Annotated in this window: 23 protein-coding genes and 2 pseudogenes; 11 read left to right on the forward strand and 14 right to left on the reverse strand. The window is 71.6% G+C overall.

Annotated features, from left to right (window positions below):
• Nucleotides 1-4: 4 nt before the first annotated feature.
• The gene (locus tag ACIGXX_RS04330) at nt 5-1,402 is read right to left on the reverse strand and encodes a 2-oxoadipate dioxygenase/decarboxylase family protein (RefSeq protein ID WP_399972562.1); all 1,398 of its coding nucleotides are present in this window, start codon (nt 1,400-1,402) and stop codon (nt 5-7) included.
• A gap of 40 nt (nt 1,403-1,442) precedes the next feature.
• Nucleotides 1,443-2,549, reverse strand: coding sequence for an NAD(P)/FAD-dependent oxidoreductase (locus ACIGXX_RS04335; RefSeq protein WP_383824456.1), 1,107 nt, complete (start codon nt 2,547-2,549; stop codon nt 1,443-1,445).
• Between the two features lie 323 nt (nt 2,550-2,872).
• Between ACIGXX_RS04335 and ACIGXX_RS04340 the strand changes: the two genes are divergently transcribed.
• A complete protein-coding gene (locus tag ACIGXX_RS04340) occupies nt 2,873-3,787 on the forward strand; it encodes a LysR substrate-binding domain-containing protein (protein ID WP_351155972.1) in 915 nt (304 codons plus the stop codon).
• Nucleotides 3,788-3,822: 35 nt separating this feature from the next.
• Here the strand turns inward: ACIGXX_RS04340 and ACIGXX_RS04345 are convergent, their stop codons facing one another.
• A complete protein-coding gene (locus ACIGXX_RS04345; protein WP_351155969.1) occupies nt 3,823-4,563 on the reverse strand; it encodes a nitroreductase family protein in 741 nt (246 codons plus the stop codon).
• Nucleotides 4,564-4,665: 102 nt separating this feature from the next.
• Here ACIGXX_RS04345 and ACIGXX_RS04350 point away from each other — a divergent pair, with 102 nt between their 5' ends.
• The gene (locus tag ACIGXX_RS04350; RefSeq protein WP_361464615.1) at nt 4,666-5,253 is read left to right on the forward strand and encodes a helix-turn-helix domain-containing protein; all 588 of its coding nucleotides are present in this window, start codon (nt 4,666-4,668) and stop codon (nt 5,251-5,253) included.
• Between the two features lie 90 nt (nt 5,254-5,343).
• Here ACIGXX_RS04350 and ACIGXX_RS04355 read toward each other — a convergent pair whose 3' ends face one another.
• Nucleotides 5,344-5,544: a hypothetical protein gene (locus ACIGXX_RS04355; RefSeq protein WP_399972567.1), complete on the reverse strand. Its 201-nt coding sequence runs from the start codon at nt 5,542-5,544 to the stop codon at nt 5,344-5,346.
• Entirely contained in the window at nt 5,541-5,783 is a 243-nt protein-coding gene (locus ACIGXX_RS04360) for a LysR substrate-binding domain-containing protein (protein ID WP_399972570.1), read from the reverse strand. Before ACIGXX_RS04360 ends, ACIGXX_RS04355 begins: the two co-directional genes overlap by 4 nt.
• Between ACIGXX_RS04360 and ACIGXX_RS04365 the strand changes: the two are divergent.
• A pseudogene (locus ACIGXX_RS04365) lies at nt 5,737-5,904 on the forward strand (hypothetical protein); the annotation flags it as partial. The gene ACIGXX_RS04360 and the pseudogene ACIGXX_RS04365 sit on opposite strands and share 47 nt — an antisense overlap.
• A 52-nt stretch (nt 5,905-5,956) precedes the next feature.
• Nucleotides 5,957-6,372 (forward strand): annotated as a pseudogene (locus ACIGXX_RS04370) (hypothetical protein).
• A gap of 13 nt (nt 6,373-6,385) precedes the next feature.
• On the opposite strand, the gene ACIGXX_RS04375 reads toward ACIGXX_RS04370, so the two are convergent.
• Nucleotides 6,386-7,588, reverse strand: a complete 1,203-nt coding sequence (locus tag ACIGXX_RS04375) for an alanine--tRNA ligase-related protein (RefSeq protein WP_399972573.1) — start codon at nt 7,586-7,588, stop codon at nt 6,386-6,388.
• Between the two features lie 669 nt (nt 7,589-8,257).
• On the opposite strand from ACIGXX_RS04375, the gene ACIGXX_RS04380 reads away from it, so the two are divergent.
• Complete coding sequence (locus ACIGXX_RS04380; RefSeq protein ID WP_351155956.1) at nt 8,258-8,884, forward strand: helix-turn-helix domain-containing protein; 627 nt, start codon at nt 8,258-8,260, stop codon at nt 8,882-8,884.
• A 40-nt stretch (nt 8,885-8,924) separates the two neighbouring features.
• Here the strand turns inward: ACIGXX_RS04380 and ACIGXX_RS04385 are convergent, their stop codons facing one another.
• A complete protein-coding gene (locus tag ACIGXX_RS04385) occupies nt 8,925-9,446 on the reverse strand; it encodes a hypothetical protein (RefSeq protein ID WP_366464128.1) in 522 nt (173 codons plus the stop codon).
• Between the two features lie 147 nt (nt 9,447-9,593).
• Here ACIGXX_RS04385 and ACIGXX_RS04390 point away from each other — a divergent pair, with 147 nt between their 5' ends.
• The 3 genes from ACIGXX_RS04390 (at nt 9,594) to ACIGXX_RS04400 (ending at nt 11,266) form a co-directional block, all read left to right on the forward strand.
• A complete protein-coding gene (locus ACIGXX_RS04390) occupies nt 9,594-10,175 on the forward strand; it encodes a sugar O-acetyltransferase (protein WP_361464607.1) in 582 nt (193 codons plus the stop codon).
• 11 nt (nt 10,176-10,186) lie between these two features.
• Nucleotides 10,187-10,732 (forward strand): TetR family transcriptional regulator, encoded by a 546-nt coding sequence (locus ACIGXX_RS04395; RefSeq protein WP_351155949.1) that lies wholly within the window; start codon nt 10,187-10,189, stop codon nt 10,730-10,732.
• Between the two features lie 141 nt (nt 10,733-10,873).
• Entirely contained in the window at nt 10,874-11,266 is a 393-nt protein-coding gene (locus ACIGXX_RS04400) for a dihydrofolate reductase family protein (RefSeq protein ID WP_399972579.1), read from the forward strand.
• Here ACIGXX_RS04400 and ACIGXX_RS04405 read toward each other — a convergent pair.
• The 3 genes from ACIGXX_RS04405 to ACIGXX_RS04415 form a co-directional block, all read right to left on the reverse strand.
• Entirely contained in the window at nt 11,173-12,036 is an 864-nt protein-coding gene (locus tag ACIGXX_RS04405; RefSeq protein ID WP_399972582.1) for a calcium-binding protein, read from the reverse strand. The genes ACIGXX_RS04400 and ACIGXX_RS04405 overlap by 94 nt on opposite strands.
• A 335-nt stretch (nt 12,037-12,371) precedes the next feature.
• Nucleotides 12,372-13,421, reverse strand: a complete 1,050-nt coding sequence (locus ACIGXX_RS04410; RefSeq protein ID WP_399972585.1) for a lytic polysaccharide monooxygenase — start codon at nt 13,419-13,421, stop codon at nt 12,372-12,374.
• 104 nt (nt 13,422-13,525) lie between these two features.
• Nucleotides 13,526-14,563, reverse strand: coding sequence for an NAD(P)-dependent alcohol dehydrogenase (locus tag ACIGXX_RS04415; RefSeq protein WP_399972588.1), 1,038 nt, complete (start codon nt 14,561-14,563; stop codon nt 13,526-13,528).
• 96 nt (nt 14,564-14,659) lie between these two features.
• On the opposite strand from ACIGXX_RS04415, the gene ACIGXX_RS04420 reads away from it, so the two are divergent.
• The 3 genes from ACIGXX_RS04420 (at nt 14,660) to ACIGXX_RS04430 (ending at nt 17,417) form a co-directional block, all read left to right on the forward strand.
• The gene (locus ACIGXX_RS04420) at nt 14,660-15,247 is read left to right on the forward strand and encodes a TetR family transcriptional regulator (RefSeq protein ID WP_351155942.1); all 588 of its coding nucleotides are present in this window, start codon (nt 14,660-14,662) and stop codon (nt 15,245-15,247) included.
• A 188-nt stretch (nt 15,248-15,435) separates the two neighbouring features.
• A complete protein-coding gene (locus ACIGXX_RS04425; RefSeq protein ID WP_351155939.1) occupies nt 15,436-15,609 on the forward strand; it encodes a hypothetical protein in 174 nt (57 codons plus the stop codon).
• A gap of 29 nt (nt 15,610-15,638) precedes the next feature.
• Complete coding sequence (locus ACIGXX_RS04430) at nt 15,639-17,417, forward strand: HEXXH motif domain-containing protein (RefSeq protein ID WP_399972593.1); 1,779 nt, start codon at nt 15,639-15,641, stop codon at nt 17,415-17,417.
• Here the strand turns inward: ACIGXX_RS04430 and fxsT are convergent.
• The 4 genes from fxsT to ACIGXX_RS04450 are packed head-to-tail and all read right to left on the reverse strand — an operon-like array spanning nt 17,393 to nt 24,932.
• Nucleotides 17,393-21,292, reverse strand: a complete 3,900-nt coding sequence (gene fxsT / locus ACIGXX_RS04435; RefSeq protein ID WP_399972596.1) for an FxSxx-COOH system tetratricopeptide repeat protein — start codon at nt 21,290-21,292, stop codon at nt 17,393-17,395. The genes ACIGXX_RS04430 and fxsT overlap by 25 nt on opposite strands.
• Nucleotides 21,289-22,302: a MoxR family ATPase gene (locus tag ACIGXX_RS04440; RefSeq protein WP_399972599.1), complete on the reverse strand. Its 1,014-nt coding sequence runs from the start codon at nt 22,300-22,302 to the stop codon at nt 21,289-21,291. Before ACIGXX_RS04440 ends, fxsT begins: the two co-directional genes overlap by 4 nt.
• On the reverse strand, nt 22,299-24,608 hold the full coding sequence (locus ACIGXX_RS04445) for a hypothetical protein (protein ID WP_366464120.1): 2,310 nt from the start codon (nt 24,606-24,608) through the stop codon (nt 22,299-22,301). The genes ACIGXX_RS04440 and ACIGXX_RS04445 overlap by 4 nt, the downstream gene beginning before the upstream one ends.
• A gap of 3 nt (nt 24,609-24,611) precedes the next feature.
• On the reverse strand, nt 24,612-24,932 hold the full coding sequence (locus ACIGXX_RS04450; protein ID WP_351155927.1) for a trypco2 family protein: 321 nt from the start codon (nt 24,930-24,932) through the stop codon (nt 24,612-24,614).
• Nucleotides 24,933-25,079 lie beyond the last annotated feature (147 nt).

Raw genomic sequence — 25,079 nt, forward strand, 5'->3', positions numbered from 1 at the left:
GGGTTCAGTCACGGGTGTCGTCGAGGGCCAGGCCCAGGCCGTGCCCGGCCTGGGTGATCGAGAGGCTCTGCTGGCGCTCGTACAGGGCGAACGGGTCGAGGACCTCGCGGTCGACGGCGCCGGAGAGCCAGTCGCTGTCGTACGCGGCGCCTTCCTGCTCGGTGTCCAGGGAGCCCTCGCCGCTGAGGTTGGACTGGAAGATGCCGGCGGCGGACCGGGGCAGGAAGTCCTCGTAGACGACTGGTTCGGCCCGCACCCAGCCTCTGCTCTCCAACTCGCCGATCGTGGTGGGGGGTTGGGTGCCGTCGCGTGGACGGTCGGGTGCGGCGCGGTAGGTGAAGTAGGCCAGCTCCCGTGCGGCTAGCTCGCGTTCGGTGGCGGGTACGTGCGTGGCCCAGAGGGTGCGGGCCAGTTCGGTGCGGTCGGCCGCGGGGCGCCGGGCGGCCTCGTCGTCGACGAGGGTGAGCAGACGGTCGTAGAGCGCGCGGCCCGCGGGGGTGAGGGCGATGCCACGGGCCTCGACCTCGCCGAACCGCACCCGCAGGGCGCCGCGCGTCACGCTGCCGTCGGCCTGGCGCAGGGCGCGCGGTTCGGCCAGGGCGCGGAAGGACGTCTGGCGCAGCAGCAGGTCGGGGCCCTTCCAGGCGGGCGGGCCCTGGATGGTGTCGATCATCTCGATGCCGCGGTCGGTCATCCGCCGGTACAGATCGTCGATGTCCAGGACGCGCGGGGTGAGGTGGTTGATGTGGGTGGAGCGGACGCCGCCGATGTCCGCGGCGACCGCGGAGACCCTCTCCAGCTCCTCGTACCAGGCCTGGTCGATCGGCTCGGCCGACAACTCGAAGGCCTGCACGGCGAGATGGAGGAAGCGCTCGGCCTGCGCATCGGGCAGTTCGCGTTCGGCCTCGGCCCGGTCGGCGAGCGAGAGCAGCTCCGGCGGGAACAGCTCGCGCCCGGCGAGGAACGTCTCCAGGCGGGAGCGCAGATCGGCGTCGAAGAAGCGCGGGTCCGCGGGCGTGAGCAGCGAGGTGAAGACGCGGAAGGGATTGCGCGCCAACTCCTCGGCGTCCACCGGGCGGAACGCCGTCGACACGACCGGCACCGCGCTCGCCGCCGCCTCCCGCAAGTCGTAGAAGCCGACCGGGCGCATGCCGAGCGCGCCGAAGATCCGGGCGACATGCCGCAGTTCGGTGGGGGTGCCCACGCGGATCGCGCCGTGCCGCTCCGCGGTGACCCGGCCGATGGAGCCGAGCCGTTCGGCCTCGGCGCCCTGCGCGCGCAGGGTGTCCTCGTTGACCTCGCGCGAGACGTCCACGAGCGTGTTGTAGGCGGGGACTTCCCGCCCGTACATCTCCGAGAGCCGTGCGGCGAAAGCGGCCCGCAGCTGCCACTGGCTGATCATGGGAGGTCTGCCTTTCGAGCGGTCGGATGGGAGGTAGGGGTCATACGACGTGGGCCTCGGGGCGGATCGCGGCTCCGTTCCGGAAGCGGTCGGCGCTCAGTGGCGCGACGTCCACGCACGGCGTGCGCTCCAGGTGCAGGTCGCGCACGATCTCGCCCACGGCGGGGGCCTGGAGGAAGCCGTGGCCCGAGAACCCGGTGGCGTAGAGGAAGTTGGGCAGCTCGCCGGAGCGGCCGATCAGTGCGTTGTGGTCGGGCGTGACCTCGTACAGGCCCGCCCACCCGTCGGCGATCGGCATCTCGGCGAGGGCGGGGGCGCGATGGCGTACGACGTCCTGGAACAGGTCGAGCCACTCCGGGGTCCACGTGGTGTCGAAGCCGTCGGGCTGGCGGGGGTCGGCGAGGCCGAACAGCAGGCCGTCGTCACTGTTGTGGAAGTACGCCGATGAAGTGAAGTCGATGGTGAAGGGGATTCGCGGGGCGGCGGGCGAAAGCCGTTCGGTGAAGACCAGTTGGCGGCGCACCGGCCGTACGGGGAGGTCGATGCCGACCATGGCGCCGATCCGGGCGGACCAGGCGCCCGCCGTACAGATCACGGTGGAGCAGGCGACGGTGCCGCGGTCGGTGTGCACGGCGCTGACGCGGTCGCCGGTGGTGTCCATGCCGGTGACGCGGGTCTGCGTGGCGAAGCGGACGCCCGCCCCGGCCGCCGCGTCCGCATAGCCGTGCACGACCAGGCCGGGGCGGGCGTGTCCGTCGGTGGGGGAGTGCACGGCGGCCATGAGACCGTCGGTGCTCAGGTAGGGGCACAGGCGCCGTGCCTCGTCGGCGTCGATCATGCGGCTGGGCACGCCCAGGCTGTTCTGGAGCCGCACGCTCTCGGTGAACGCGGCGACCTGTCGCTCGCCGGTGAGCAGGAAGAGATAGCCCACGGTGTCGAGGCGGATGTCGGCTCCGGGCCGGTGCGGGAAGTCCTGGTAGGCGCGCAGGCTCCGATGGCCGAGCTCGATGTTGAGCGGGTCGGAGAAGTGGGCGCGCACGCCGCCGATCGGTTTGCCGGAACTGCCGCAGGCGAGTTCGCCGCGTTCGACGACGACGACGTCACGCACCCCGGCCTCGGCGAGGTGGAAGGCGATGGAGGCGCCCATCACGCCCCCGCCGACGATCACGACATCGGCGGTCGGCGGCAGGTCGCGGAAGACGGTGGGGAAGACGGGGGCGAGGGCGGTGGACGGACGCGGTGAGGAGGACAAGAGCCGATCCCTTCCAGAGGCCTGCGTCCGGACCGACGTACCTGAAGAGGCGTCAGTTCACGGGCGGGGCATGGGCCGTCAGTACGTGCTCGGTACTTGCTCAGTAACGTGCGTGGCGCCGATCAGCCGGCTGTCCGTCATCGTGACGCAACCCATCCGTTGACGTCCATGAACAGTTCCTGCTCCCGATCTTTGACGGTCTCTATACGGTCTCCTCCATGGATTGGACGAGTTCCCAGCTGCGTTCCCTGGTCGAGCTGACTCGGCGCGGCACCATCACCGCCGTCGCGCAGGCCCTTGGCTACACCCCGGGCGGCGTCTCCCAGCAGATCGCCGCACTGGAGAAGGCCGCGGGTACCCCGCTGCTGCGCCGGGTGGGCCGCAGGGTGGAGCTCACCGACGCCGGGACCACGCTGGCCCGGCACGCCGAGCGGATCCTGGCGACGGAGGCCGAAGCCGTCGAGGAGCTGGAGCGCGGCTCCGGCACGGTCTCCGGCACCCTGCTCGTGGGCCTGTTCGCCACGGCCGCCGCCGAGATCCTGCCGCCGGCCCTGCGCCAGATGAACGCGGCCCACCCCGACCTTGCCGTGCACAGCCGCGACATGGACGTCGACGAGGTGTACGACGCCGTCGCCTCGGGAGGCGTCGACCTGGCGCTCGGCCTCGACTACCCGGACGTGCCCATCCCGCGCGACGCCGCCCTGCGGGTGGCCCGGCTCTACCGCGAGCGCTTCGCCCTCGCGGTGCCCACCGGCTGGATGCAGGGCCGCGACCGCGCCGCCCTGGCCGATACCCGGGGCCTGGCCTGGATCCTGCCGTCGCCCGGCAGCTATTACGGCCGCGCCGTGCGCACCGCCTGCCGCCGCGCGGGCATCGAACCGGACGTGCGGCACGAAGTCACCGACACCGCGGCGACCCTGGCCCTGGTCGAGGCCGGTATCGGCGTGAGCACGGTGACCGAGCTGATGCTCGGCCTGCGCGCCTCGCGCTTCGACGTGGTGCGGCTGCGCGAACGGGTCGAGCGGCACGTCGTCGTGGTCTGCCGCGCCTCCGCCGAACGGCGCCCGGCGGTGGCGGCCCTGGTGGAGGTGTTGCGGACGGTGGCGGAGCAGCGCCGCGTCACGCACGCGTAGGGCGTGCGTCCGCGGCTCTCCGTTCGCGACGGACTCTAGTTGTGGAAGGTGGTGGTCGCCGCCAGGGCCGCCCGGTCGGTCGCGACCTGGTTTACCGGCGCGTTCTCGTCTGCGTAGCCGAAGGAGATCCCCACGAGCAGCTTCCCTTCGTCTACGCGGAGTTCGTCGCGGACGGTGTCCGCGTAGAAGCTGAGCAGACCCTGCGGGCAACTGGCCACGCCGTACGCGGTCATGGCCAGAAGCAACGTCTGCAGGTAGGCGCCGGCGTCGGCGGCCAGTCGCGGCCCGCCGTCGCCGGTGACGAACAGAAACGCGGCGTGGGGAGCTCCGTAGAAGCCCATGCTCTGCGCGTCGTAGGCCGCGCGGGCCGGGTGGTCGTCGGGGCCGATGCCCAGCGCTCCGTACAGATCTGCGCCGAAGGCGGCCCGCCGTTCCTGGTGGACGGGGGCGTACATGTCCTCGGAGTACGGGTAGTCGGCCGTGACGCGTCGCTCGGTGTGGGCCGTCCGCAGGGCGTCGGCCAGACGGTCTCGCCGTGCGCCGCCGACGATCTCGACCCGCCACGGCTGCGCGTTGGAGTTGGACGGCGCGGCGCCGGCGAGGGAGAAGACCGCGCGCAAAACGTCCTCGGGCACCGGGTCGGGTCGGAACGCGCGGGTCGCGCGGCGCCCGCGAATCAGCTGCTCGGCGTACTCCCGCGGGCGTGTCCCGTCGGCCTGCGTCCCGCCGGTAAGTGTCTCGCTCGTGCGTATCTGGGTGCTGACCGGACCGCTCATGGAGCTCTCCTCAGGATCACTTAAGTAAACGTTGGCGTTTACCTGGAAATCCACCATAACCAGTCGGCCCCTCTGAAGTAAACGCGAGCGTATACTTACGTCATGACCACGACGACGGCATCTCGGCGGCAGGGTCGCGGAGGGCGGGAGCGCATCCTGGCCGCCGCGGCCGGACTGTTCGCGGTCCAGGGGATCAACGCGACCGGCATGGAGCAGATCGCGGAGCGGGCGCCGGTGTCCAAGCGCACCCTCTACGCACACTTCCGGACCAAGGACGAGCTCGTCCTCGCCCACCTGAAGGACCTCGCCTCGACAGGGCACACCCTGGAGGGCGCACTGGTACGCGAGGAGGTCCCCGCCAAGGAGAGAATCCTCGCGCTGTTCGATCCGCTCCCGGCGGGCACGGATCCAGTGCGCGGATGCCCGTTCATCGACGCTGCCGTGGAGTTCCCCGACCCGCAGAACGCGGTCCACTCCTACGCCCGCGAACAGAAACTGCTGATGGTGCGACTGGTGGCCGACCTGGTGGCGGAACTGGGCTGCCGCCGGCCCACCGTCCTCGCCGAGCAACTCGTGACGCTCGCGGACGGAGCCGCCAGCCGCGCCATGGTGCTGGGCGAGGCGGACTACGGCCGGCATGCGCGGACGGCGGCGGAGATCCTCCTGGACAACGCGCTGGCCACGGACTGACGGGACCCGCCGAGTTGCCGGTATGCCTGGGCCTGTTGTCGAGGCCCCGTCGTTGGGCCGAGAGGCAGATGGGACCTTCGCGAAGCAGACCTAGTCGGCCCGACGGCTCGCACGGCGGCGGGGTGCGTCGGCCGCGTGCGGGGACGGCTCGTCCGTGGGCACGGCGCCGTGCAGTGCGCCCAGCAGGCTGCACAGCAGCGGATTGCTGTTCTCGGTGCGGTGCAGCGCGAGGACCGTGTGGTGAGCCGCCCGCTGCGTGAGCCGGGTGGCCTCGATGCCGTCGCCGGTCACATGGCCCAGGCCGGCACCGCCGCCACGCCGAGTCCGCAGGACACCGACTCCCGTACGACGTCGTAGTTGTTGCTGCGGAGGACGACCGCGGCTTCGAACCCGGCCGCCGCACAGAGCCGAACCAGCGATCGCGCACCGGCCGTGGTCTCCCGGCTGGTGATCCAGCGGGCCCCGGACAGAACGGGCAGCTGTGTGCTCAGGTCGCTGCCGAGGGCCCGCAGCAGCAAGCTCGACGTCACCGGCTACGGCGTCGCCGAAGCGGCCGACGCCGCGGCCCACCGCACGAGCCTGCCCCTGCCCGGCGTCCGCGTCGCCGTCCCGGGCTTCGGTGCGGTGGGCGCTGTGGCGGACCGGCGTTTCACCGAACTGGGCGCCACCGTGATCGCGGTCTCCACCGCGCACGGCGCCCTGCATGACCCCGGCCGTGGACTGCGAGGTGTTGGTGCCCGCCGCGCTCGAGGAGGTCATCGACCCCACCACCGCACACGAGATCAAGGCCAGGCTGATCGTGGAGGGTGCCAACCTGCCCACCCCACCCGCTGCCCAGAGCATCCTCGCCGAGCGCGGCATCACCTGGTGCCGGACTTCGTGGCCAACGCGGGAGGCGTCGACGCGGCGGCGTTCGCCCTGGACGTCCGCTACTCCGGATTCCGGCCCGACACCACGGCCATCTTCGAGGCGATCGCGACGCGGCTGCGGAGCAACACCCACACCGTCCTGGACGAGGCCGCCCGCCGGGACGTCACCCCGCACACCGCCGGCCGCGACCCGGCGCAGCGGCGGGTGCGGGCGGCGATGGTGAGCAAGGGGCGCATTCCCCGGCCCTGACCCGGCGCGGGCGTCACCCCTGGCGCAAGGCCAGGATCAGGTCACGCGGCAGGCCATGGGTATCGTGGAGATAGTGGAAGTCCTCCTCGCCCAGCGGGCCCCGGAACCGGGGCCGGGCGAGCACCTGCCGCCCCCGCTCCAGGAGCCTGCGGAACCGCCGCTCCTCGTCGACCAGCACTCGGCGCACGTCGTCCGGATCCACGTCCTGGCGGAAGTGGTCGAGAGTGTGCCGCACCAACTCGCCCGGCAGATCGACCAGTTCGCGCGAGGGGTCGTCCCGCCACAGCACGGTGAGCAACCGTCGCACGAGTCGGCGCAGTACATAGCCGCGGCCGGTGTTGCCCGGGCGTACCCCGTCGCCGATCACCACCATGGCGGACCGCAGATGGTCGCAGACAATGCGCAGCGACGGCACGTCCAGCTGCCACAGACCCGGCACGAGCCGACGCCAGGGGTCGAAGAGGTCGCCCTCGAAGACCGAGGTCCGCCCCTGAAGCAGGAAGGCCAGCCGCTCCAGGCCGAGCCCGGTGTCGATGTTGCGCTGGGGGAGCGGCACGAGCGACCCGTCGTCGAGCCGGCGGTGGCGCATCATCACGTGGTTCCACACCTCCACCCAGCGCTCGTCACCGGTCGGCGTCGACTCCGGAGGGGTGTCGCCGGTCCACAGGAAGATCTCCGAGTCGGGGCCGCAGGGGCCGGTGGGCCCGTTGGACCACCAGTTGTCCTCGACGGTGAACTCCACCGGCACCCCACGCTCCTGCCACAGCTCCAGGGAGGAGGTGTCGGGCCCGATCCGTTCGTCGCCACCGAAGACGGTGGCGTGCAGCAGCCGCCGGTCGATGCCGAACCCGTCGGTGAGCAGCCCGTAGCCCCAGTCGAGGCTCTGCGTGCCCCCGTAGTCGCCCAGCGACCAGGTGCCGAGCATCTCGAAGACGGTCAGATGGGTGGAGTCGCCGACCTCCTCCAGGTCCGTGGTGCGCAGACAGCGCTGCACATTGACCAGGCGCCTGCCGAGCGGATGAGGCCGCCCCTCCAGGTACGGGGTGAGCGGATGCATGCCCGAGGTGGTGAACAGCACCGGGTCACCGGAAGGCGGCAGCAAGGTCGAACCGGTGACCCGCCGGTGCCCTAGCTCCTCGAAGTACTCGACGAACGTGCGGACGATGCCTTCGGTGCTGATGCCGGTGCTGGTCTCGGTGCTGATGTCGGTGTTCATGGGGTGGCTCCTTCGCAAACACAGCGGGGAGGCACCGGACGAAGGTCCGCAGACAGGAACCGGGACGTTGACGCCACAGAAAACCACCGGCGGACCGTGTCCGGTCGCCGGTGGAAAGTGGGAAGTACGTCAGGCGGCGGCAACCGGCGAGCTGGTCGCTCGCGCGGTCGCGGTGGTGTTCGGGCCGATGACGTTCATGGGGCCGACGATAGCGCGCTCGGATCTCGGGGGCACGTGATTTTCGGGGCACGTGATTTACGGCCCACCCAGAGTCGCCGCCAGTTACCAGCCCCTCTCCCCACCCCTCACGGCACTCTCGAGAGCCGCCCGCGCTCGGGCCCGTTCAGGCGGGCGCTCACTCGACGTGGGGGCGGAGAGGCACTGGCCCATCGTGTACCGCTGCCGTCCAAGTGCCCCGCGCACCTGCCAGACCGTCGCCGCCGCCAGGACGTCGCAGGCCGCTGACGTGATCGGGAAGCAGGCGTCCGCAGTGTCGTCGGTCAGCCCCGCCTCCCGTAGCAGCCCGGGCTTCAGGCAGGTCAGCGGCTGCGACGCCGGAGCGGCGCCATCTCGCCACCTCTGCCACTTAGTGACACAATGCCGTTTGATGACATCAGCAGGGAAGGGTGGCGAGGCGCCGTGGCGACGGAGCGACGCAGCGGGGGAGGGATGAGCGAGCAGCGGCGTACGCGGCTGCGTCTGGAGATCTCCCGGGAGGCGGCCCGGCTGTTCTGGGAGCAGGGAGTGGCCTCGACTAGCGGCGATCAGATCGCCGAGGCCGTGGGTCTGTCCACGCGCACCATCTGGCGGCACTTTCGCAGCAAGGAGAGCTGTGCCGAGCCGATCGTCATGCAGGGCGTCCTCACCCTGTTGAGCGTGCTGCGCCGCTGGCCCCGGCAGAAATCCATCGAGGACCACCTGGCCGCGGAACTGGCCGGACTGGGCGGCAAGGCGCCCGTCGAGCTCGCCGACGAGATGCTCGCGATGAAGATGATCCGGCTCGCCGACACCGAACCGCCGCTGCGCACGGCATGGCTGATGGCCTGCGACCAGACGGAGCGGGAGCTGTGCGTGATCATCGGCAGCCGTCTCGAGCGGCCGGCCGACGACCTTGAGGTGCGGACGCACGCCGCGGCCGCCGCCGCGGTCGTGCGCGTGCTGGACGAGCACATCGGGGCCGCCATCCTCGCCGGAGCCGACCTGTCGGAGTTCATCGACGTGACGGCCGTCGCTCGGCGTTACGCCCACGCGATCCGCACGGCGACCGGCGGCGTCGTCGGCGACCCCGTCAGCTGAGGGTGCGCGTTCACAGCGGCCGGCCGCGTCGTACCTCCTGCTAACTCTGCAAGGAGGAGCGCATGTAGCGGAAGCGGTCGATGGAGCGGCGACGCATCCACAGGGCCCAGCAGCAGAACCCGATCACGGCAGCCGCGAGGATCAGCGGAAGGACCCAGGAACCCGTGGCCACCCCGGCGGCGAGCGTGCCGACGGCGACAAGGATCATGGAGCCGAGCCAGTACGGCAGCCACCGGCGGCCCCGTTCGATCTGCCCCAACTGCTCGGCGACGAGCCGCCGCATGGTCGCCCTCTCCTCGGGCTCCCTCGGCACCTCACGATGCCGGATCTTGCGGTGGAGCTCGACGATCCCGCGCGCGTCGGTGCCGGCCGCGCGGCTGGCCCTGCGGCGCTGCACGGCCACGAACGCGATGACGATGGCGGCGTAGAGCACGCCCTGGATCACCCACACGACCGGATGCTCGTCCCGGCGGAACAGCGCGGTGACACCCACGCCCAGCAGGAAGATCAAGACCGCCTGCGCGGTCAAACTCCGGTCGAACCAGCGCTTGAAGGCGCGCACGGCACGTACCTCCTCGGAATCGACGACGGCACCGCTGTCGCGCTTCCGAGTACCCCGCCGGGCCCGCCCCATGGGTCGGCGCCCTTGTCCACCCTCGGACGCAGGCAGAGCGTACGGTCGTACCTTCCAGAGTGTACGATCGTACGCATGTCGACGGACTACTTTGCTGACGACCCGCGCACCAACCTGGAGCGCATGCTCGCGGGCGACCTCTACATCGCCGACGACCCGGAGATCGCCCGCAGGCAACAGCGCGCCATGCGGCTCGCGGCCCGCTACCAGGCCGTCTTCCTCGATGACTCCGGCGAGGCCCGGTCGGTCCTCGCCGAACTGCTCGCCTCGGTCGGCGAGGACGTCGAGGTGCGGCCACCGCTGTACGTCGACTACGGCAGCAACATCACCATCGGGGCCCGCACCTTCGTCAACTACCACCTCACCGCGCTGGACGTCGCCCGGATCACCATCGGCGAGGACTGCCAGATCGGCCCCAACGTCCAACTCCTCACCCCCACCCACCCCGTGGAGCCGCGGCCCCGGCGCGACAAGCTGGAAGCGGCGCTCCCCATCACCATCGGGGACAACGTCTGGCTCGGCGGCGGCGTCATCGTCTGCCCCGGCGTGACGATCGGGGACAACAGCGTCATCGGCGCCGGCGCGGTGGTCACCAAGGACGTACCCGCCGACGTCGTCGCCGTCGGGAACCCCGCCCGCCCGATCCGCGGCCTCTAGGAGCCGTCGCGATGGCCACCGGACACGCGGACCCGCAGCGGCGCGAACGCATCCTCGCCGCCACCCTCGACCACATCGCCGACGAAGGCGTCGCCGGTGTCTCCCACCGCAAGATCGCCACACGGGCCGCCGTGCCGCTCGGCTCGATGACGTACCACTTCACCGGCATCGACGACCTGCTGCGCGAAGCCTTCACCCTCTTCGCCGACCACATCGTGGCCGTCTTCGAGCGGTACCTGGACCACGCCGACAGCCCCGAACAGGCGCGTGAGGCCGTCACCGACCTCATCCACACGCTCTCCGAAGGGCCTCGGCGCGATCTGGTCCTCACACAGGAGCTCTACACCCTCGCCGCCCGGCGCCCGGAGTACCGGCAGCTGACCCAGGCATGGATGCGCCGCAGCCGGCACCTCCTGGAACGCCACTTCGAGCCGGACACCGCCCGCCAACTGGACGCGCTCATCGAGGGGCTCGCCCTGCACCGCGCCCTGGACGGCGCACCGCACGGCCGCGACCTGACGAGCCAGGCGGTCAGGCGCATCACCACCCCCGCGTAGAAATCACCTGGAAGAGCGGCCACCGGCAGAGCGTCCACCCGGCAGAACGGCCACCCAGCAGCCTGTGGGCGCGCGGACCTGACGCCGCGCGCCCACAGGCACCAGGCCTTCGCGAAGTGGCTCGTCGGCGCCGACAAGGTCGTGCTCTCCGCCACCCTCGACGAGGCGCCGCGGGAGCGGACGGCCATCGTCGACAAGCCGACAGCCGAGGTGGCAACGGACCTCAAGGCGACCGAGGGCGGCGACGTTCTCGTGCTCTCCAGCGAGAACGTCATCAAGGCACTGCCGGCGGCCGACCGGGTCGACCGCCTCGCGCTCACGATCTTCCCGGTCTTCCTCGGCGGCGGACCGCGCCTCTTCGACGACGGCCTGCCCAAGGGGAAGTGGTCGCTCGCCGGTCAGACTGCGGTTGAGCACGGCACCCCCGGCGGTGTGCGCCGTCAGTCCTGGCGGACGACGTTCGTGCCGGGACCGCCGGAGAGGGTGTCCCGGCCCGCGCCGCCGTACAGCTTGTCGTTGCCGCTGTTTCCGTAGATCGTGTCGTCACCGCTGTTGCCGTACAGGACGTCGTTGCCCTTGCCGCCGTACATGAAGTCGTCGCCGGCCCCGCCGCGGATCGTGTCGTTGCCGTCGCCGCCGGTCAGGTGCTGCCGGGCGGCGCCGCCCTGGATCACGTCGTCGCCGGCGCCGCCGTCGACGGCGCTTTCCCGGCCGTCCGAGTAGATCGTGTCGTTGCCGTTGCCGCCCTGCGCGATGCTGCTGTCTGCGGCGTGGATGGTGTCCTTGCCGTCACCACCGCTCGCCGCTCCGGCCTCGCCCACCGTGAGGTTGTCGTCGCCCGCCTGTCCGTGGACGGAGTTGCCGTCGACGCCGCCGATGTGCGTCCAGGTGTCCTTGCCGTCGCCCAGGTCCGCCGAGGTGAAGTAGTAGGCCTGGTCGGTGGTGTTGTCGTGGGTCACACTGTCGTCGCCGTCGCCGAGGTCCAACATCAAGGTGGCGTACGGGTCTTGTGACTCCAGGGTGGCGACCGTGCAGGAGATCTTGGTGCGGTCCGCGCCGTCGGGGTAGGAGCAGCTCTCGCCCACGCTGACCGGGACGGCGTCGTCGATCACGTAGGCGATCTCTTCGGATCCCTCGGATATGGACGCGGTGACGGAGACCTTGTTGGTCTGGCCGGGGGCGGCGGTGTAGACGATCGCGTGATCGCTCGCGCTGAACGCGGCTGTCGCCTCCGGCGCCGCGGCTCCGGCGGTGCCCGCCAGGAGGAGCGGAGCGGCCAGCCCCGTACCGAGAGCCAGCGTCACCGCCGACGTGGTACGGAAAACCCGGCGGCGAATGAGGTGAGAGGGCATTGCATAACCTCCGTGCGACGTATGTGGTCCTTGCAACTACGTGTGACCGCCGGGGTTTGCGGTTGGTTGTGATCCGAATTGCGCGGAGGTGTAAGCAAAATTCCGACGCCGATGACACAACTGGCGTCTGGCCAGGGGTGTTTGACAACTCCTCTGCCGCGTGACGATGTGCCGTAAGGCGTGGTTCGGCTGAAATTCATGAGGGGGAGGCGGGCGATACCGGCCGGGCAGGAAGAATTCCTCGCCGTCGTATCGCCCGGCCTCTCCCCTCGCCTGCGCCGCCTTCCCTACTGATCGGTGGTCGATGGCCGCCGCTGGCGCAGGCGCAGGACCGTACCGCCGACCAGGACCGCGGCACCGGCACCCGCGAGGGCGCTGATCAGGCCGGGGCCGGGGGAGTCCAGGGGTGAGTCGGAGGCGGCGTTCTCGATGTCCGGAGCGGCGTCGGCCGCGCGGCGGGAAGCAGCCGACGCGTCGCCGCCATGCCCCTCGTGGCCGCCATGGTCCTCGTGCACCGCATCCGCCTTGGTGTTCTTCTCGCCCGCGCCGAGCGCGGTCACGGCGGCGCTGGACTGTTTACCACCGGTCAATCCGGTGACCTCGCCATTGCCTCCGTCGAAGACCACGTCCGAGCAGGAGAAGAAGTTCTCCTGGCTGTCGGATCGGATCCACTGGACGAACAGCATGTGGCGGCCGGAACGTTCCGGCAGTTGCAGGTCCCAGTAATAGTGGCCCGCCTCGCTGCCGGGGCCGCCGTTCTGCGGCGGGTTCTGGACGGTCTGCACGCTCTCCAGGTCCGACCAGCCCAGCGGCTGTTGCGGGTCGAAGCCCTCCTTGGTGACGTACACCTTGAACTGGCCGGGGTGGTGCGCCCAGTTGCTGTAGTTCACTTCGACGGTGGCGCCCGCGGTGAGATGGGTGACGGGCCAGTCGGTGCGGGCGGCGTTGTACGGGGAGAACGCGTAGGGGCTGCGGTCGCCCGCGCTGCACAGCGTGCCGTCCTCGACATAACCCTCGCCGCGGCCGCCCGCGTTGGAGTCGAGCACCGCGAACCAGTTGTACAGCGGCGTGGTACCCGCCTCCTGCACCGCCGCCTTGCAGGCGGGGTTGGTCGGCATCTGCGTGGAGGAGTTGGCGAGCAGGTCCTTGTAGCACAGGTAGGTGCGCGACCCGGGCACCATGGCCACGCCGTGTGCGGCGGCCGTGCCCGGGACGGCCAGGACGGCCGCGGCGGCGATGCCCGTGGCACCGGTGAGGCAGGCGAGGCGCCTGGCGTGCAGCGAGTTCCGTACGCGGGATCGGGCTCGGACGAGTACGGGGGAGCGGGGGATGGTCATGGGAACGTCTCCTTCGGGGAGTTTCCGATGAGCGGCTCGCCCCGTAGTCGTCGCCGTGCCCGCGATGGTTGCCGCGGTGGGCCGAGCGGTCCCCGGCCGCTTCCTCAGTCCAGGTCGGACATGTCGAGCACGAAGCGGTAGCGGACGTCATTGCGCCGCAGCCGGTCGAGTGCCTCGTTCACACGGGCCGAGGGGAGCAGTTCGATGTCGGCGGTGATGTCGTGCTCGGCGCAGAAGGACAGCATGGCGGCGGTCGCGGGCCTGCCGCCGCTGCCCGCCGAGCTCAGACTCTTGCGTCCGATGAGCAGGTCGGTGGTCTCCACGGTGACGGAGCCCAGGTGGCCGAGGTGGCTGAGCGTTCCGTCCATCGCGACCAGGCGCAGGTAGGGGCCGAGGTCGTGCGGGGCGGCGATGGTGTCGATGACGACGTCGAACCGGTCGCGGGCGGCGGCCATCCGGTCCGCGTCGGTGGAGACGATCACATCGTGCGCGCCGAGGCGGTGGGCGTCGTCGGCCTTGTCCGGTGACCGGCTGATGACCGAGGTCTCCGCGCCGAGCGCCACGGCGATCTTGACGGCGAGATGGCCGAGACCGCCCAGTCCCGCCACGGCGACGCGCGAACCCGGTCCCACCCCGAGGGCATGCAGCGGCTCCCACACGGTGACCCCGGCGCAGAGCAGGGGAGCGGCGGCGGCCGGGTCCAGGCCGGGGGGAAGGGGATGGGCGAAGCGCGATCGGACGACGTACTCACGGGAGTAGCCGCCCTGGGTGGTCGTTCCGTCGTGGCGGTCGACTCCACCGTAGGTCAGGGTCGGGAACGCGTGGCAGAAGTTCTCCTGGCCGGCCCGGCACATGGCGCACGTGCCGCACGAGTCGACGATGTTGCCCACCGCCACGGCGTCGCCGACAACGAAGTCCGTGACTCCGGCACCCCTTTCGGTCACCACGCCCGTGAACTCGTGCCCCGGCACCAGGGGTTGGCCCTCCTCGCGGGCGTTGACGGCGTGCAGGTCCGTGTGGCAGACCCCGCAGTAGTCCACGCGGACCGCGAGGTCGTCGGGGCGCAGGTCGCGCCGCTTCAGCGGCGTCCGCCGCAGCGTCGCCGCCGGTCCTTCGGCCTGCCAGCTCATGGTGGTCCTCATGGGGCTCTCCTCAGACAGACTGTTCGGTCTATTTGGAGAGTAGGGGCGATCGCGCCATCAGGCAAACCAACTGTTCTGTTTGGTAGCCTGGCGGACATGGCAGACCAGCCCCTGACCACCCGCGGAGCCGCGACCTACCAGCGCATCCTCGACGTGGCGACCCAGGAATTCGCCGAGCACGGGATCGCCGGTGCGCGCATCGAGCGGATCGTGTCCGCCGCGCGCACGAACAAGGCGCAGCTCTACGCCTATTTCGGGAACAAGGAAGGGCTCTTCGACGCCATCTTCTTCGGTTCGCTGGAGCGGATCGTGAACGTCGTCCCGATCGACGCCACGGACCTCGCGGACTGGGCGGTGCGCCTCTACGACGAGTACCTGCGCCGTCCCGACCTCATCCGCCTCGCCACTTGGGCGCGCCTGGAGCGCCGCCCGACGGGCCACCTGGTCGAGGACCCCGACCGCCTCGACGACCGCAAGCTGCGGGCCATCGCCGAGGCGCAGGCCGCGGGCCTGGTGCGTCAGGGGGACCCCTTCGACCTGATGGCCATGGTCATCGCCATGTCCATGGCCTGGTCCCCGGTCAGCAACGTCTACGCCGCAACCGCCCAAGAGCCCCCGGAACTGCACGAGCAGCGCCGCACCCTGCTCCACGAGAGTGTCCGGCGCGCCATGGCGAGCGACTGACCCGTGGTGGCCCGATGAAGGCCGTCCCACCCGCCGACCACACTTCGTTGGCGCCAAAACCATTCGAGATCTGCCATAGTCCCGCGTAGCGTGACCGTCGGCCCACCTGGGCCGTCGAGCCCCCTCTGGGGGCAGAGCTCTGTCCGGTTGCGGCAGTGTCGCCGCCTGTCCATAGATGCGAGTGCGGTGTGACTGAGCAGTACGGTGTCGAATCAGAGCTGGTTGACCTCGGCGCGGTCAGTCCGGCCGACGCCCGCACCCTGGATGCCGCACTCGTCGAGGCGTCGATGCAGCGGCTGTTGAGCCGTATCGACGATCCGGCGAGCAGCCTGGGTGGCTACAACCCGCAGCGCGACGAGTAGCGCGAGCGCGGCAGGACCCTGGAGCTGTCATGCATGTCGACGCGCAACCGCCACGGCCGCACCGTCTGGGCCTTGAGGCGTACCGCGGTCTGCTGTCCGGAGCCTGCGGTGCGGAGGCGGTGGATGCGCTGCGTGCCGCCGAGCGCAGTTGGCGCCTGCTTCTCCTGCGCGCGCTCGTCGATGCCGCCGACGGCGTGCCCACCGCTCCGCTTCCTCCCCTCGCCGACGGCTGGCGGCTGTTGACCCGTGCTTGGGAGGCCGACGCCGAGCCGGTGGAGCGCCTCCTGCTGTACCCCACCGTCGGCACATGGGCCGCGTACGCCCTGCGCCGCGTGCGCGGCAGCGTGACGGGCGAGTCCCCCCTGTGGGTGGAGCTCGGCCAGTTGCACGCGGTGGCGGCATCCGCCGCCGTGCTCGCGGGGCTGGACTTCCGCACCACGGTGCCGGTGCGCGACGGGTGGGTGGTGCTGCCGATGCTGGGCGGCGCCGAAGTGCCGCCCGCCGAGGGCCGCTGGGGCAGCGCCCAGGTGTCCGCGGAGGCGGGCGCGGTGCTGGTCGACAAGGTGCGGCGGGGCGGGCCCGGCTGGTACCCCCTGCGTGAGTTGAGCGGGGACGGATGCACGGCCGTCCTTGACGACCTCGACCCCTACCGCGGGCTGCGTGCCCCCCAGCCGCCGCAGCCCCTGCGCACGGCCGACCGCTACGCCGCGCTCTTCACCGAGGCCTGGCGCCTGCTCGCCCACGACGACCCGGAGACCGCCCGGGCCGCGGCCAAGGGCCTCAGCTCGGTGGTGCCCCAGCCACGCGCGGAGCCGTACCGCCCGCACAGCGCCTCGTCGGGCGACGCGTTCGGCGCCGTCGTCGCCTCGGAGCCCGACGACGCGGAACAGTTCGCGTCAACCCTGGTGCACGAGTTCCAGCACAACAAACTCGGCGCCTTCATGCATCTGTTCACCCTCTACCGCGACGGCGGCACCGAGCGGTTCTACGCCCCCTGGCGTGACGATCCGCGCCCGCTCGGCGGTCTCCTGCAAGGGGTGTACGCCTTCTTCGGCGTCACTCGCTTCTACCGGCGCAGGCCGACTCCGCTGGGCGCGTTCGAGTACGCCCTGTGGCGCGCTCAGACCTTGCGGGCACTGCACGGCATCCGTGACGTGGACCGACTCACCGACCTGGGGCGGGAGTTGATCGACGAGCTGACGGCACGCCTCACCGCCTGGCAGGACGAGCCGGTCGACCCGCAGGCACTGGACGCGGCCCGATACGCCGCCGCCGACCACTACGCGTCCTGGCGGGCCCATCACGTCGAGGCGGATGCGGACGCGGTCACGCGCGCCGCGAAGGCGTACGAGGAAGGCCGCGTCCCGCTCGTGCCGCCCCGACACGCCGACGTCATCGTGCCGGGCAAGCCGCGGCGGGGTCTCGACACCCGTGCCGTGCTGTCGCGCCGCCTGCTCGTCGACCCCGAGGCCTTGCGCGCGCTGCGTTCGGCGCCGGGTGCGGTGGTCGAAGGCGCCCGCCCGGAGGACGTCGCTCTCGTCACCGGTGACACGGGCTGGGCCCGGCAGCGGTTCGAGGCCCGCGTCGTCGAGGAGGGGACACCCGAGGCATGGGTCGGCCTCGGCCTCGCGCTGCGGGCCGAGCGCCACCCGGCGGCGGACGTCCTGCTGACCCGCCCGGAGTTCGTGAGGGCGGTGTACGCCGAACGAGGCGGCGGCAGTGTCGATCCGGTGCGGCTGGTGTCTTCCTTCCGCCCTGGCCCCGACAGCTCCGCTCCCGGCCGCTACAGCGGTAGTGGGTCGATGTAGCAGTTGGCCCGCGTCAGGTCGGCCAGGTTCGTGGCCGCCGGATGCGTGGCGCCCAGTTGCGTCCGCAACTCGTCCAGGATCGGCCCGAGCAGCGCGTCGCACTCCTCGTGCCGCTCCAGCGAGCGGAGGTCCAGCGCCCGGTTCGCGGCAGTGCTGAGCGTGGACGGGTGCGTGGCCCCCAGCACCTCGGTGCACCGTGCGAGCGTCGCCGTGCCCAGCGCCAGCGCCTCCTCGTACCGGTGCAGCGCCGCCAGATCACTGGCCAGGTTGGTCGCCACGACCAAGGTCAGCGGGTGCTGCTCGCCCAGCTTCTCGGCCAGATCGGCGTGGGCGCGCAGGTCCATCTCGTAGGCCTCCTGCGGGTGCCCGTCCAGACGCAGGGTGATGGCGAGGTTGGCCTCCGCCGAGACGGTGTGCGGGTGCTGCGGACCGAAGATGCGCCGATAGCGGTGGCAGCAGCCGTCGGCCAGTTCCCGGGCCCGTTCCAGCTGCCCGTCGTGCCGCAGGTCCACCGACAGGCTGAGCGACGCGGCGATCGTGTCCGGATGCTCCTGGCCGAACCGGCCGACCATCACCTGAAGTACTTCCTCCGAGATCTCGAGCGCCGCGGGGTGGTCGCCCGCCTTGCGCCGGGTCACCGCCAGGACGCGCTTGGCGTGCAGGGCGGCCGGAGTGTCCGCCTGCACCTGCCGCGCGTACTGGGCGACCACTTCCTCCTGCCGGTCGCGGGCGTAGGCGTAGCGGCCCAGTTCGCGCTCGTCGATGGTCAGGCCGACCCGGGTGTGCAAGGTCAGTTCGTGGTCGGTGCCCAGGAGGTTCTGCTTCAGCTCCCAGGTGGTGCAGTCCAGTTCGTACGCGTCCTGGAAGCGGCCGACGAGCCGCAGACAGACTCCGAGGTTGTGCGCGGCGTTCATGGTTGCCGGGTCGTCCGCGCCGAAGGCCGCCGTCGCCTGGTCGTACACCCGCTGGGTCAGCGCGAGGGCTTCGTCGAAGTCACCCGTGACCCGCAGGTCGGCGGCGACGGCCCCCATGGCGTCGAGATGGCTCTCCCGCGTCTCGGACACCGGAATGCGGGAGGGGAGCTGCGCGGACTCGTACGCCGCGAGCGTCGCCCTGTTGATCTCGGCGGCCTCCTCGTAGCGGCCCATGCTGAAGAGGGTCCAGCCGAGCCAGAAGGCGAGGGTGAGCGTCTTGTCGTCCTCGGGGCCGAAGAGCTCGCGGGCGGCGTCATAGGCCTCCTCGGTGAATCGCCGCGCGCTCTCGTGATCACCCCAACGCTGCAGATACTTGGCGATGTTGACCGCCAGGCTGTGCACCCAGGGATCAGTGGAGTGGACGGCGTCGGCGGCCACGGCGTGCGGATAGAGCATGGAGTAGCGGTTCCAGGTCGTGTTGGACTCCGGATTGCGCGGATCGGCCGAGGCGAGGAGCAGCTGGGCGCCGCGCTTCATCTGATCCTGCTGCAGCGGCGTCATGCGGTTGATCAGCACGGCCTGTACGAGCCGGTGTATCTGGAGGGAGTCGGTCCGCAGGTCCACCCGTGCCAGCGAGTACCGCTTGATCTCCCGGACGGCCCGGCTCAGGCGCAGCGGATCCGCGAGGGCCGCGTCCAGCTGCGGGGCGATGGAGCCCCGGTGCACGTGCGAGAACAGGTGCCGGGGAATGGGCTCGGGCGCCAAGTAGGAGCAGACCTGGAGGAGTTGGATGGCATCGGGGTTGGTCTGCTCCACGTGGTCGAGGGAGACGTTCCAGGCGGTGGCGATCGACTGCTGGTAGGCGTAGGGCGCGGATTCGAAGAGCAGCTCGCTGCGCTTCTCCTTGAACAGCCGCAGGTACTCCTGGACCGGCATCCCCGTCTCGGCCCGCCACGCCGCGGCCTGCTCGATGGCCAGCGGCAGGTCGCCCAGCGCGTCCGCGAGCAGATCGGCGTCCTCCTCGGTGAGTTCGGGGCCGCGCTTGTTGAGCAGCTTGATGCTCTCGCCGCGCTCGAAGACGTCCACCTCGAGACAGCGCGCCACGTTGTCCCAGTGCGGGTTGCGCGAGGTGATGAGGACGGCTCCGAGCCGGGAGTTGGGCAGGAAGGGCGCCAGCGTCTCGGTGTTCTCGGCGTTGTCGAAGACGAGCAGCCAGCGGCTGTACGGGTCCCCGCGGCGCAGCGCGTCGAGGACGGCCGGCACCGTGGTGCTCGCGTCGGATCCGTGGCTGATGCCGAGGCGCGGGGCCAGCTGGGCCAAACCGTTGATGATGCCGGAGGTGCGCTCGCTCGGTATCCAGCAGATCAGGTCGTAGGAGCTCTGGTGTACGTAGACGTACTCGACGGCCAGTTGGGACTTGCCGATGCCGCCGAGTCCGTACATCGCCTCCGGCAGCACCGCCGCCGTACCGCCGCAGTCCAGGCGCTCCGCCAGCTCTCCGAGCAGGCGCTCGCGGCCGGTGAAATTGGGGTTCCGCGGGGGGATGTTCTCCCACACGGCGGGTGACGACGGGGCGTGCCGTGGTGGGGCCTGCGGATCGCGTGGTGGGTTTCCGGTCGGGACGGGCGCGCTGGGCATGGATCCTCCCCCTTGGGCTCGGGTGCCGGCGTCGGCGGACGCGATGGTGGCTGCCCGTTCACTGTGCCGGTGCGCCAGCGCCCGTCCCAGGAGCCGGGCGCGCTCCTGGAAGGGGCCCGCGAGGGCGCGCAGGGCGAGTTGTTCGATCCGCAGGAGGCGGGCGTTGGCCGCGCTCACGGCGGGAATCGGTGCGGTCGTCGGTGAGGTGACCACCGCGGTGAAGTAGCCGCGCTTCGGGCCGGGCCGTACCTGGGCGGCCGCCTCCGGGACGAGTTCGTCGAGTGACATCAGGACACGCTGGGTGTCCGTGCGGCGGGCCCCGTCGAGCAGCAGTTCCCGCACCCCGTCGTCCATGTCGAAGCCGCTCCCGTCCGGCACGGGCACCAGCAGGCCGAACGCCCGCAACTCGGCCAGATCGGCGGATCCGGCGCCCGGCGCGAACCGCTCCCGCAGTGCCCGGATCACCGGAAGCGTCAAGGGCGCGGCGGCCAGCAGAGACGCGAGCGCCGGCCCGGTCGCCGAGCAGCCCGCCCGGTAGGCGGCGACCTGGGCCGCGGGGTCGGCGGCGGGCGCGGCCCCCGGGGACACGCATGCCGGTCCTGGCGCGGCCAGCGGCGGAATCGCGTACGCCGGTAGCTCCGTGAAGCCGTCGGCGCCGCCCGTCAGCCATCGGGACCAGCGCGCGAGCCAACGGCCGCGCAAGGGGAGCAGCGGGAGCGGGACGGTCCCGCACGGCAGCGGCGTGTCGTGCGGGGCGAGGGCGTTGTCGCCGACGAGGATGCCGCGCAGTTCACGGCCCGGGGTGGCCGGGCCGGGAGCCGGGAGGCGGATCCGTCGCATGGGCAGACCGGACCGTGACCAGAGTCGCTGCGGCAGCAGATGGACACAGGCCACCGGATGCCGGCTCGCCCAGTGGGCCACGGTGGCGGCAGCGGTGCCGTCCTGCCACGCCGGGCCGAGGGCGTCGGTGACGACCAGGATCAGCCGCCTGCGGCTTGTGGCCGGGAAGCGGTCCGGGCCCCGGCAGCGCGGGGGCCGGCCGTCCCAGGGCAACTCGGTCACGCGCAGGCCCCGTTGGCCCCGCAGCACGGCGTGCAGCCGGGACGTCACCGGCTCCCACAGCGCCATCCCCGCAGTTGTGTCGAGGACCAGGCTGAGCTCCAGGCCGCCGTCCGCGTGGCCCAGCCGGTGCACGCTGCGCGCGACGGCCGCCCAGTCCGGGGCGTCCCCGGAAGCCGCGCCCGCCGGGGGCCGGTCCCAAGCGCTCAGGGGCCGGCCGAGCACAGCGCCGTCGAGCCGGTCCAGGAGACGGCGGTCGCTCATGGTGTTCCCGGGGCCGGGCCCCGCAGCAGGTCGAGCAGGCGGGCAGCGACGGCGCCCGGGGTCTCATCGGGCGGCCAAGGACCGGCGGCGGCGAGCGCCACCGCGTCCAGGGCCTGGGCGGCGGTCAGCCGGCCGAGCGCGCGGGGGTCGGCGGACCAGGCATCGGCCAGCTCCGCCACCAGGGCCAGCAGGCGAGGGTCGGCGTCGTCGGTGAGCCCGGCCCGGCTCCTGACCGTCGCCGTCAGTTCCGCCGTCGTGGGCACCGGATGCTCCCAGTGCAGACAGTCCGCGACGAACTCGGCCGGGAAGACCCTGTCCCGCCCCGCGGTGATCACGGTGACCGGAAGCTCGTGGCAGGCGACGAGACCGCGCGGCACCGGCGCGGGCACGCCCGGGTCGTCCGTGGTGACCACGGCCGAGTCCTCCTCGGCCAGCTCCGGTATGTCGAAGCCGCCTCGCCGCAGCACCGCGCGCAGCTCGACGGGCAGGTCGAAGTCCCCGTGGTCCAGGCCTTCGACGAGCAGTACGCGAGGCCGCCCGTAGGGGAGCAGCGCCGTGCCCAGGGGGCCGAGCCGTACCTTCGTCCCGCCCTCCGCGGCCCGCGCCGTGTACAGGGCGGCCCGGAGCACCGAGGCGCCGGTCACCGTCCAGTGCAGCACGCGACCGAGCCCCAGCTCGCGGGCGATCCGGAAGGCCACCGCCGACCGGCCCACTTCGGGCGGGCCGGTGATCAGCAGCGGCTTGCGCAGCGACAGCGCGGCGTTCACCGCGGCCGTCTCGCCTGACGCGGTCTCCAAGTTCAGCGCCGCCCTCGTCGCCGCTCCGAGCCTGCGCTCGGCCTCCGCCGCATCGTCGGGCGGCGGCTCCAGGTCCGGGCCTCCCGCGTACGTCCGCCACGGCGGGGGAGCGGGAAGGACGGCGCAGGGTTCGTGCGGCAAACCCGTGCCCAGGTAGGGGCCCGGGGCGGCGACGGTGCGGGCCGGGGGCCTGGCACTGGGTGGCGAGTTCACGAAGCCGCTCCGTAAATGAGCTCGGGTAACCCGTCCGGCGTGTCGTAGATGATGACGATCCGCTGATGCCAGCCGGCGGTCCAGGGCGGGGCGGTGCCATCGCCCCCGCCATCATCCCGACCGTACTCCCGTACGTCGAGCCCTCCTTCGGACATGATGCGCGTGAACAGCACGGAGAAGTCGGGCTGCGCCCGCTCGTCGTGACGCCACATGACCAGCGGCACCCCGTGCCGCAGCGCTTTGGTGACGTCCTTGCGCCCTTGGACCGAACTGGGTTTGTGGGCGAGGACCAGACCCGCCACCGGCTCCTCGCCCTCGAACTCCCGTCCGTCCTCGCTCAGCGCCCGCACCAGCTGGAGCAGCCGCCCCGCCTCCGGCTGCCCGCTGAGGGGCCGCCAGCGCTCCCGCCACGTCCGGCACCAGGGCGGGTGCCGCATCCGGTCCCGGCTGTGCACGATCACGGGGAAGGACATCCCGAACTCCGGCAGCGCGCCGCGCCGTATCAAGGTGTCCGGGTGGTCGATGAGATCGAGCGGCAGCACGTATTCGACGTCGATCCGCTCCCTGGGCACGCCGTAGTCCCGCTGCAGCCGCTCCCTGGCCAGCTCGAGACGCGCCGGCAGATCAGCGAGGCGGATGCTCCGTTCGGTGTGCGGCAGCGGCAGGCGCAGCCAGGTGCCGGGCAGCGGCCGGCAGCGGAAGTAGAAGGACACCGCCCAGTCGTCGGGGTCGTTGCCGGGATCAGGCTCCAGTTCGACCAGGAGCTTCGCGGAAGCGGCGGGCTGTACCGGGGCCTTGACGAGGCTGCTGCGCAGGGCGTCGACCTGCTCCTGGTAGCCGGTGCGCTGGGGCGCGGGAGACCTCAGGGCAAGGGAAGGCCACCCCGTGTCCGTGCGGGGGCCACCGCCCTGCCGGGCGGTCTCCAGGCGCAGCGCCCAGGCGCGGCTGTACGCCTGGATCTCCCCGGCGGTCGCACCGCCGACCGCGCTGGCGACGAGTTCGAGGAAGTGCACGGCCGGGGGCAGCCCCTCGGACGGCATGTTGGAGCCCGCCAGATTGACGAACGCCTTCCACAGCCCGTCGCAGTGCGCGGGCATCCCCTCGCTCAGCGCCTTGGTGGCGCGTGCGTAGAGCGCGGACACCGGCATCTCGTTCAGGTCCGACTCGTACAACCTTGTCAGGACGGCGCGCAGTTGCACCCAGCCCTCCGGCCCGACCTGACGCAGGGCTTCCAGCTCGTCCACGCGGAAGTGCAGTCCGGCCGCGACCGCCCGGTCCTTCGGATGCGCTTGTTCGTACGCCGCCACCAGATCGCTCATACCGGTGGGCGTCTGCGCGCACCGGTCGACGAGCAGGGGCAGGAGGCACTCGCCCGGGAGGCAGGCGCTCTCGGCGTCCTCGGCCACGTCCGGGAACAGCCGGCGCAGCAGCGCCAGCCGGGGTGTGTACCCGCGCAGGGGCTCCGCCCGCTCCAGCAGAGCCCGGACTTCGGCAAGGACCTTGCGCCTGTTCCGCGGCTCGCTCAGGCCACCGGTGTGTTCGGACAGGCGCAGGCGGCAGTCGACGTCCTCCAACAGCACCTCGACCGGCAGGACGGTCAGCTTCCTGCGGCTGCCGATGTCGCTCCGCAGGACGACCCCGACCAGGGTGCGCCGCTGGTCGACGAGGACCGCGGCGCCCGAGATGCCGCCCCAGTCGGCACCCGATTCCGGGCAGTCCTCCTCCGCCACGTACAGGGCCATCAGCTCCGAGCGCGCGAGGTTGGCGGGCCGGAGCCTGCCACCGCCCTGAAAGGGATTGTGGGCGTGCCGCTCCTCGTAGTTGAAGCTGGGGAAACCGAAGATCTGGAACTCGGTGATGTCGGCTTCGACGAGGCCGAGGTGGGGATCGCTGCCCGGCTCCGGCGGCACCCAGCCGGAACCCGTCACGACCAGCAGCGCGGCGTCCAGCGAGGGAACCAGCGAGGGAACCAACGAGGGGAGGGGACCGATGTCGGCGCCCCAACGGGAACCTTGTGCCGGGCCGCTGTCACGGCGCTCGGGCAGGTGCGGCAGGCCGCTCCAGACGATCTCGCAGGGGTGCCAGGGCAGATGGGCCGCGTGCATGCCCTGGCGCACTTCGACGATCAGTCCGCCCGGGGCCGTCGGCCCGTCGGGGGGCTCCTCGGGCACCAGCAGATGAGCGGCGGTCACCACCAGATCCGCGTCGATGACCCAGCCCGAGCCGTACCCGACCTGCCGCCCTGCGTCGTCCCGCACGCTGATCTCCACCAGCCGGTCCGGCACGAGCCGTGCGGAGCCGACCATGCATCACTCTCCCGTGCCGGCCGCCGTAGGCCCCGAGGAGCGAGGCGGCGGAGCGTTCCGCGGCCGGTCGGTCCGATCGCCGACGTGCAGAACTCCGCGTGGCTTCAGCGTCACGACGAGCCGGGTCCCGGTGCGCTTCACGCCGGTGCGCCCGCGCTTCGCCGTCACGTACCAGGAGACCCCGCCCTCGACGGTGTCGCTCCGCTCGGCCTGTACGTCCAGTTCGACACTGATGCCGTCGACGGAGAACCCGACGGTCCTGCCGATGCCCTGCTGCTGTGCGGCAGCCAGATCCTGACGCAGTGACTCGATCGCTTCCGTCAACGTCAGTCGCCGTGGTTCACGTGCCACTCGGTCCCCCCGATGCGTGCGCGCCGACTTCTGCGCACAGTAACGGTGCCACTCGGCGTCACGCCGTGAGTCCTGTTTCGCGTACGCAGCCCCGCCTTCGTCCTACCCGGTTGGCAACTG

It is taken from the genome of Streptomyces sp. NPDC055243, assembly GCF_044544025.1.
Classification (GTDB): domain Bacteria; phylum Actinomycetota; class Actinomycetes; order Streptomycetales; family Streptomycetaceae; genus Streptomyces.

What these genes read in the sequence shown, in the direction of transcription:
- ACIGXX_RS04330 (WP_399972562.1), bottom strand. Translation starts at nt 1,402, where the DNA reads ATGATCAGCCAGTGGCAGCTGCGGGCCGCTTTCGCCGCACGGCTCTCG.
- ACIGXX_RS04335 (WP_383824456.1), bottom strand. Translation starts at nt 2,549, where the DNA reads ATGGGCGCCTCCATCGCCTTCCACCTCGCCGAGGCCGGGGTGCGTGAC.
- ACIGXX_RS04340 (WP_351155972.1), top strand. Translation starts at nt 2,873, where the DNA reads ATGGATTGGACGAGTTCCCAGCTGCGTTCCCTGGTCGAGCTGACTCGG.
- ACIGXX_RS04345 (WP_351155969.1), bottom strand. Translation starts at nt 4,563, where the DNA reads ATGAGCGGTCCGGTCAGCACCCAGATACGCACGAGCGAGACACTTACC.
- ACIGXX_RS04350 (WP_361464615.1), top strand. Translation starts at nt 4,666, where the DNA reads ATGACCACGACGACGGCATCTCGGCGGCAGGGTCGCGGAGGGCGGGAG.
- ACIGXX_RS04375 (WP_399972573.1), bottom strand. Translation starts at nt 7,588, where the DNA reads ATGAACACCGACATCAGCACCGAGACCAGCACCGGCATCAGCACCGAA.
- ACIGXX_RS04380 (WP_351155956.1), top strand. Translation starts at nt 8,258, where the DNA reads ATGAGCGAGCAGCGGCGTACGCGGCTGCGTCTGGAGATCTCCCGGGAG.
- ACIGXX_RS04390 (WP_361464607.1), top strand. Translation starts at nt 9,594, where the DNA reads ATGTCGACGGACTACTTTGCTGACGACCCGCGCACCAACCTGGAGCGC.
- ACIGXX_RS04395 (WP_351155949.1), top strand. Translation starts at nt 10,187, where the DNA reads ATGGCCACCGGACACGCGGACCCGCAGCGGCGCGAACGCATCCTCGCC.
- ACIGXX_RS04410 (WP_399972585.1), bottom strand. Translation starts at nt 13,421, where the DNA reads ATGACCATCCCCCGCTCCCCCGTACTCGTCCGAGCCCGATCCCGCGTA.
- ACIGXX_RS04415 (WP_399972588.1), bottom strand. Translation starts at nt 14,563, where the DNA reads ATGAGGACCACCATGAGCTGGCAGGCCGAAGGACCGGCGGCGACGCTG.
- ACIGXX_RS04420 (WP_351155942.1), top strand. Translation starts at nt 14,660, where the DNA reads ATGGCAGACCAGCCCCTGACCACCCGCGGAGCCGCGACCTACCAGCGC.
- ACIGXX_RS04430 (WP_399972593.1), top strand. Translation starts at nt 15,639, where the DNA reads ATGCATGTCGACGCGCAACCGCCACGGCCGCACCGTCTGGGCCTTGAG.
- fxsT (WP_399972596.1), bottom strand. Translation starts at nt 21,292, where the DNA reads ATGAGCGACCGCCGTCTCCTGGACCGGCTCGACGGCGCTGTGCTCGGC.
- ACIGXX_RS04445 (WP_366464120.1), bottom strand. Translation starts at nt 24,608, where the DNA reads ATGGTCGGCTCCGCACGGCTCGTGCCGGACCGGCTGGTGGAGATCAGC.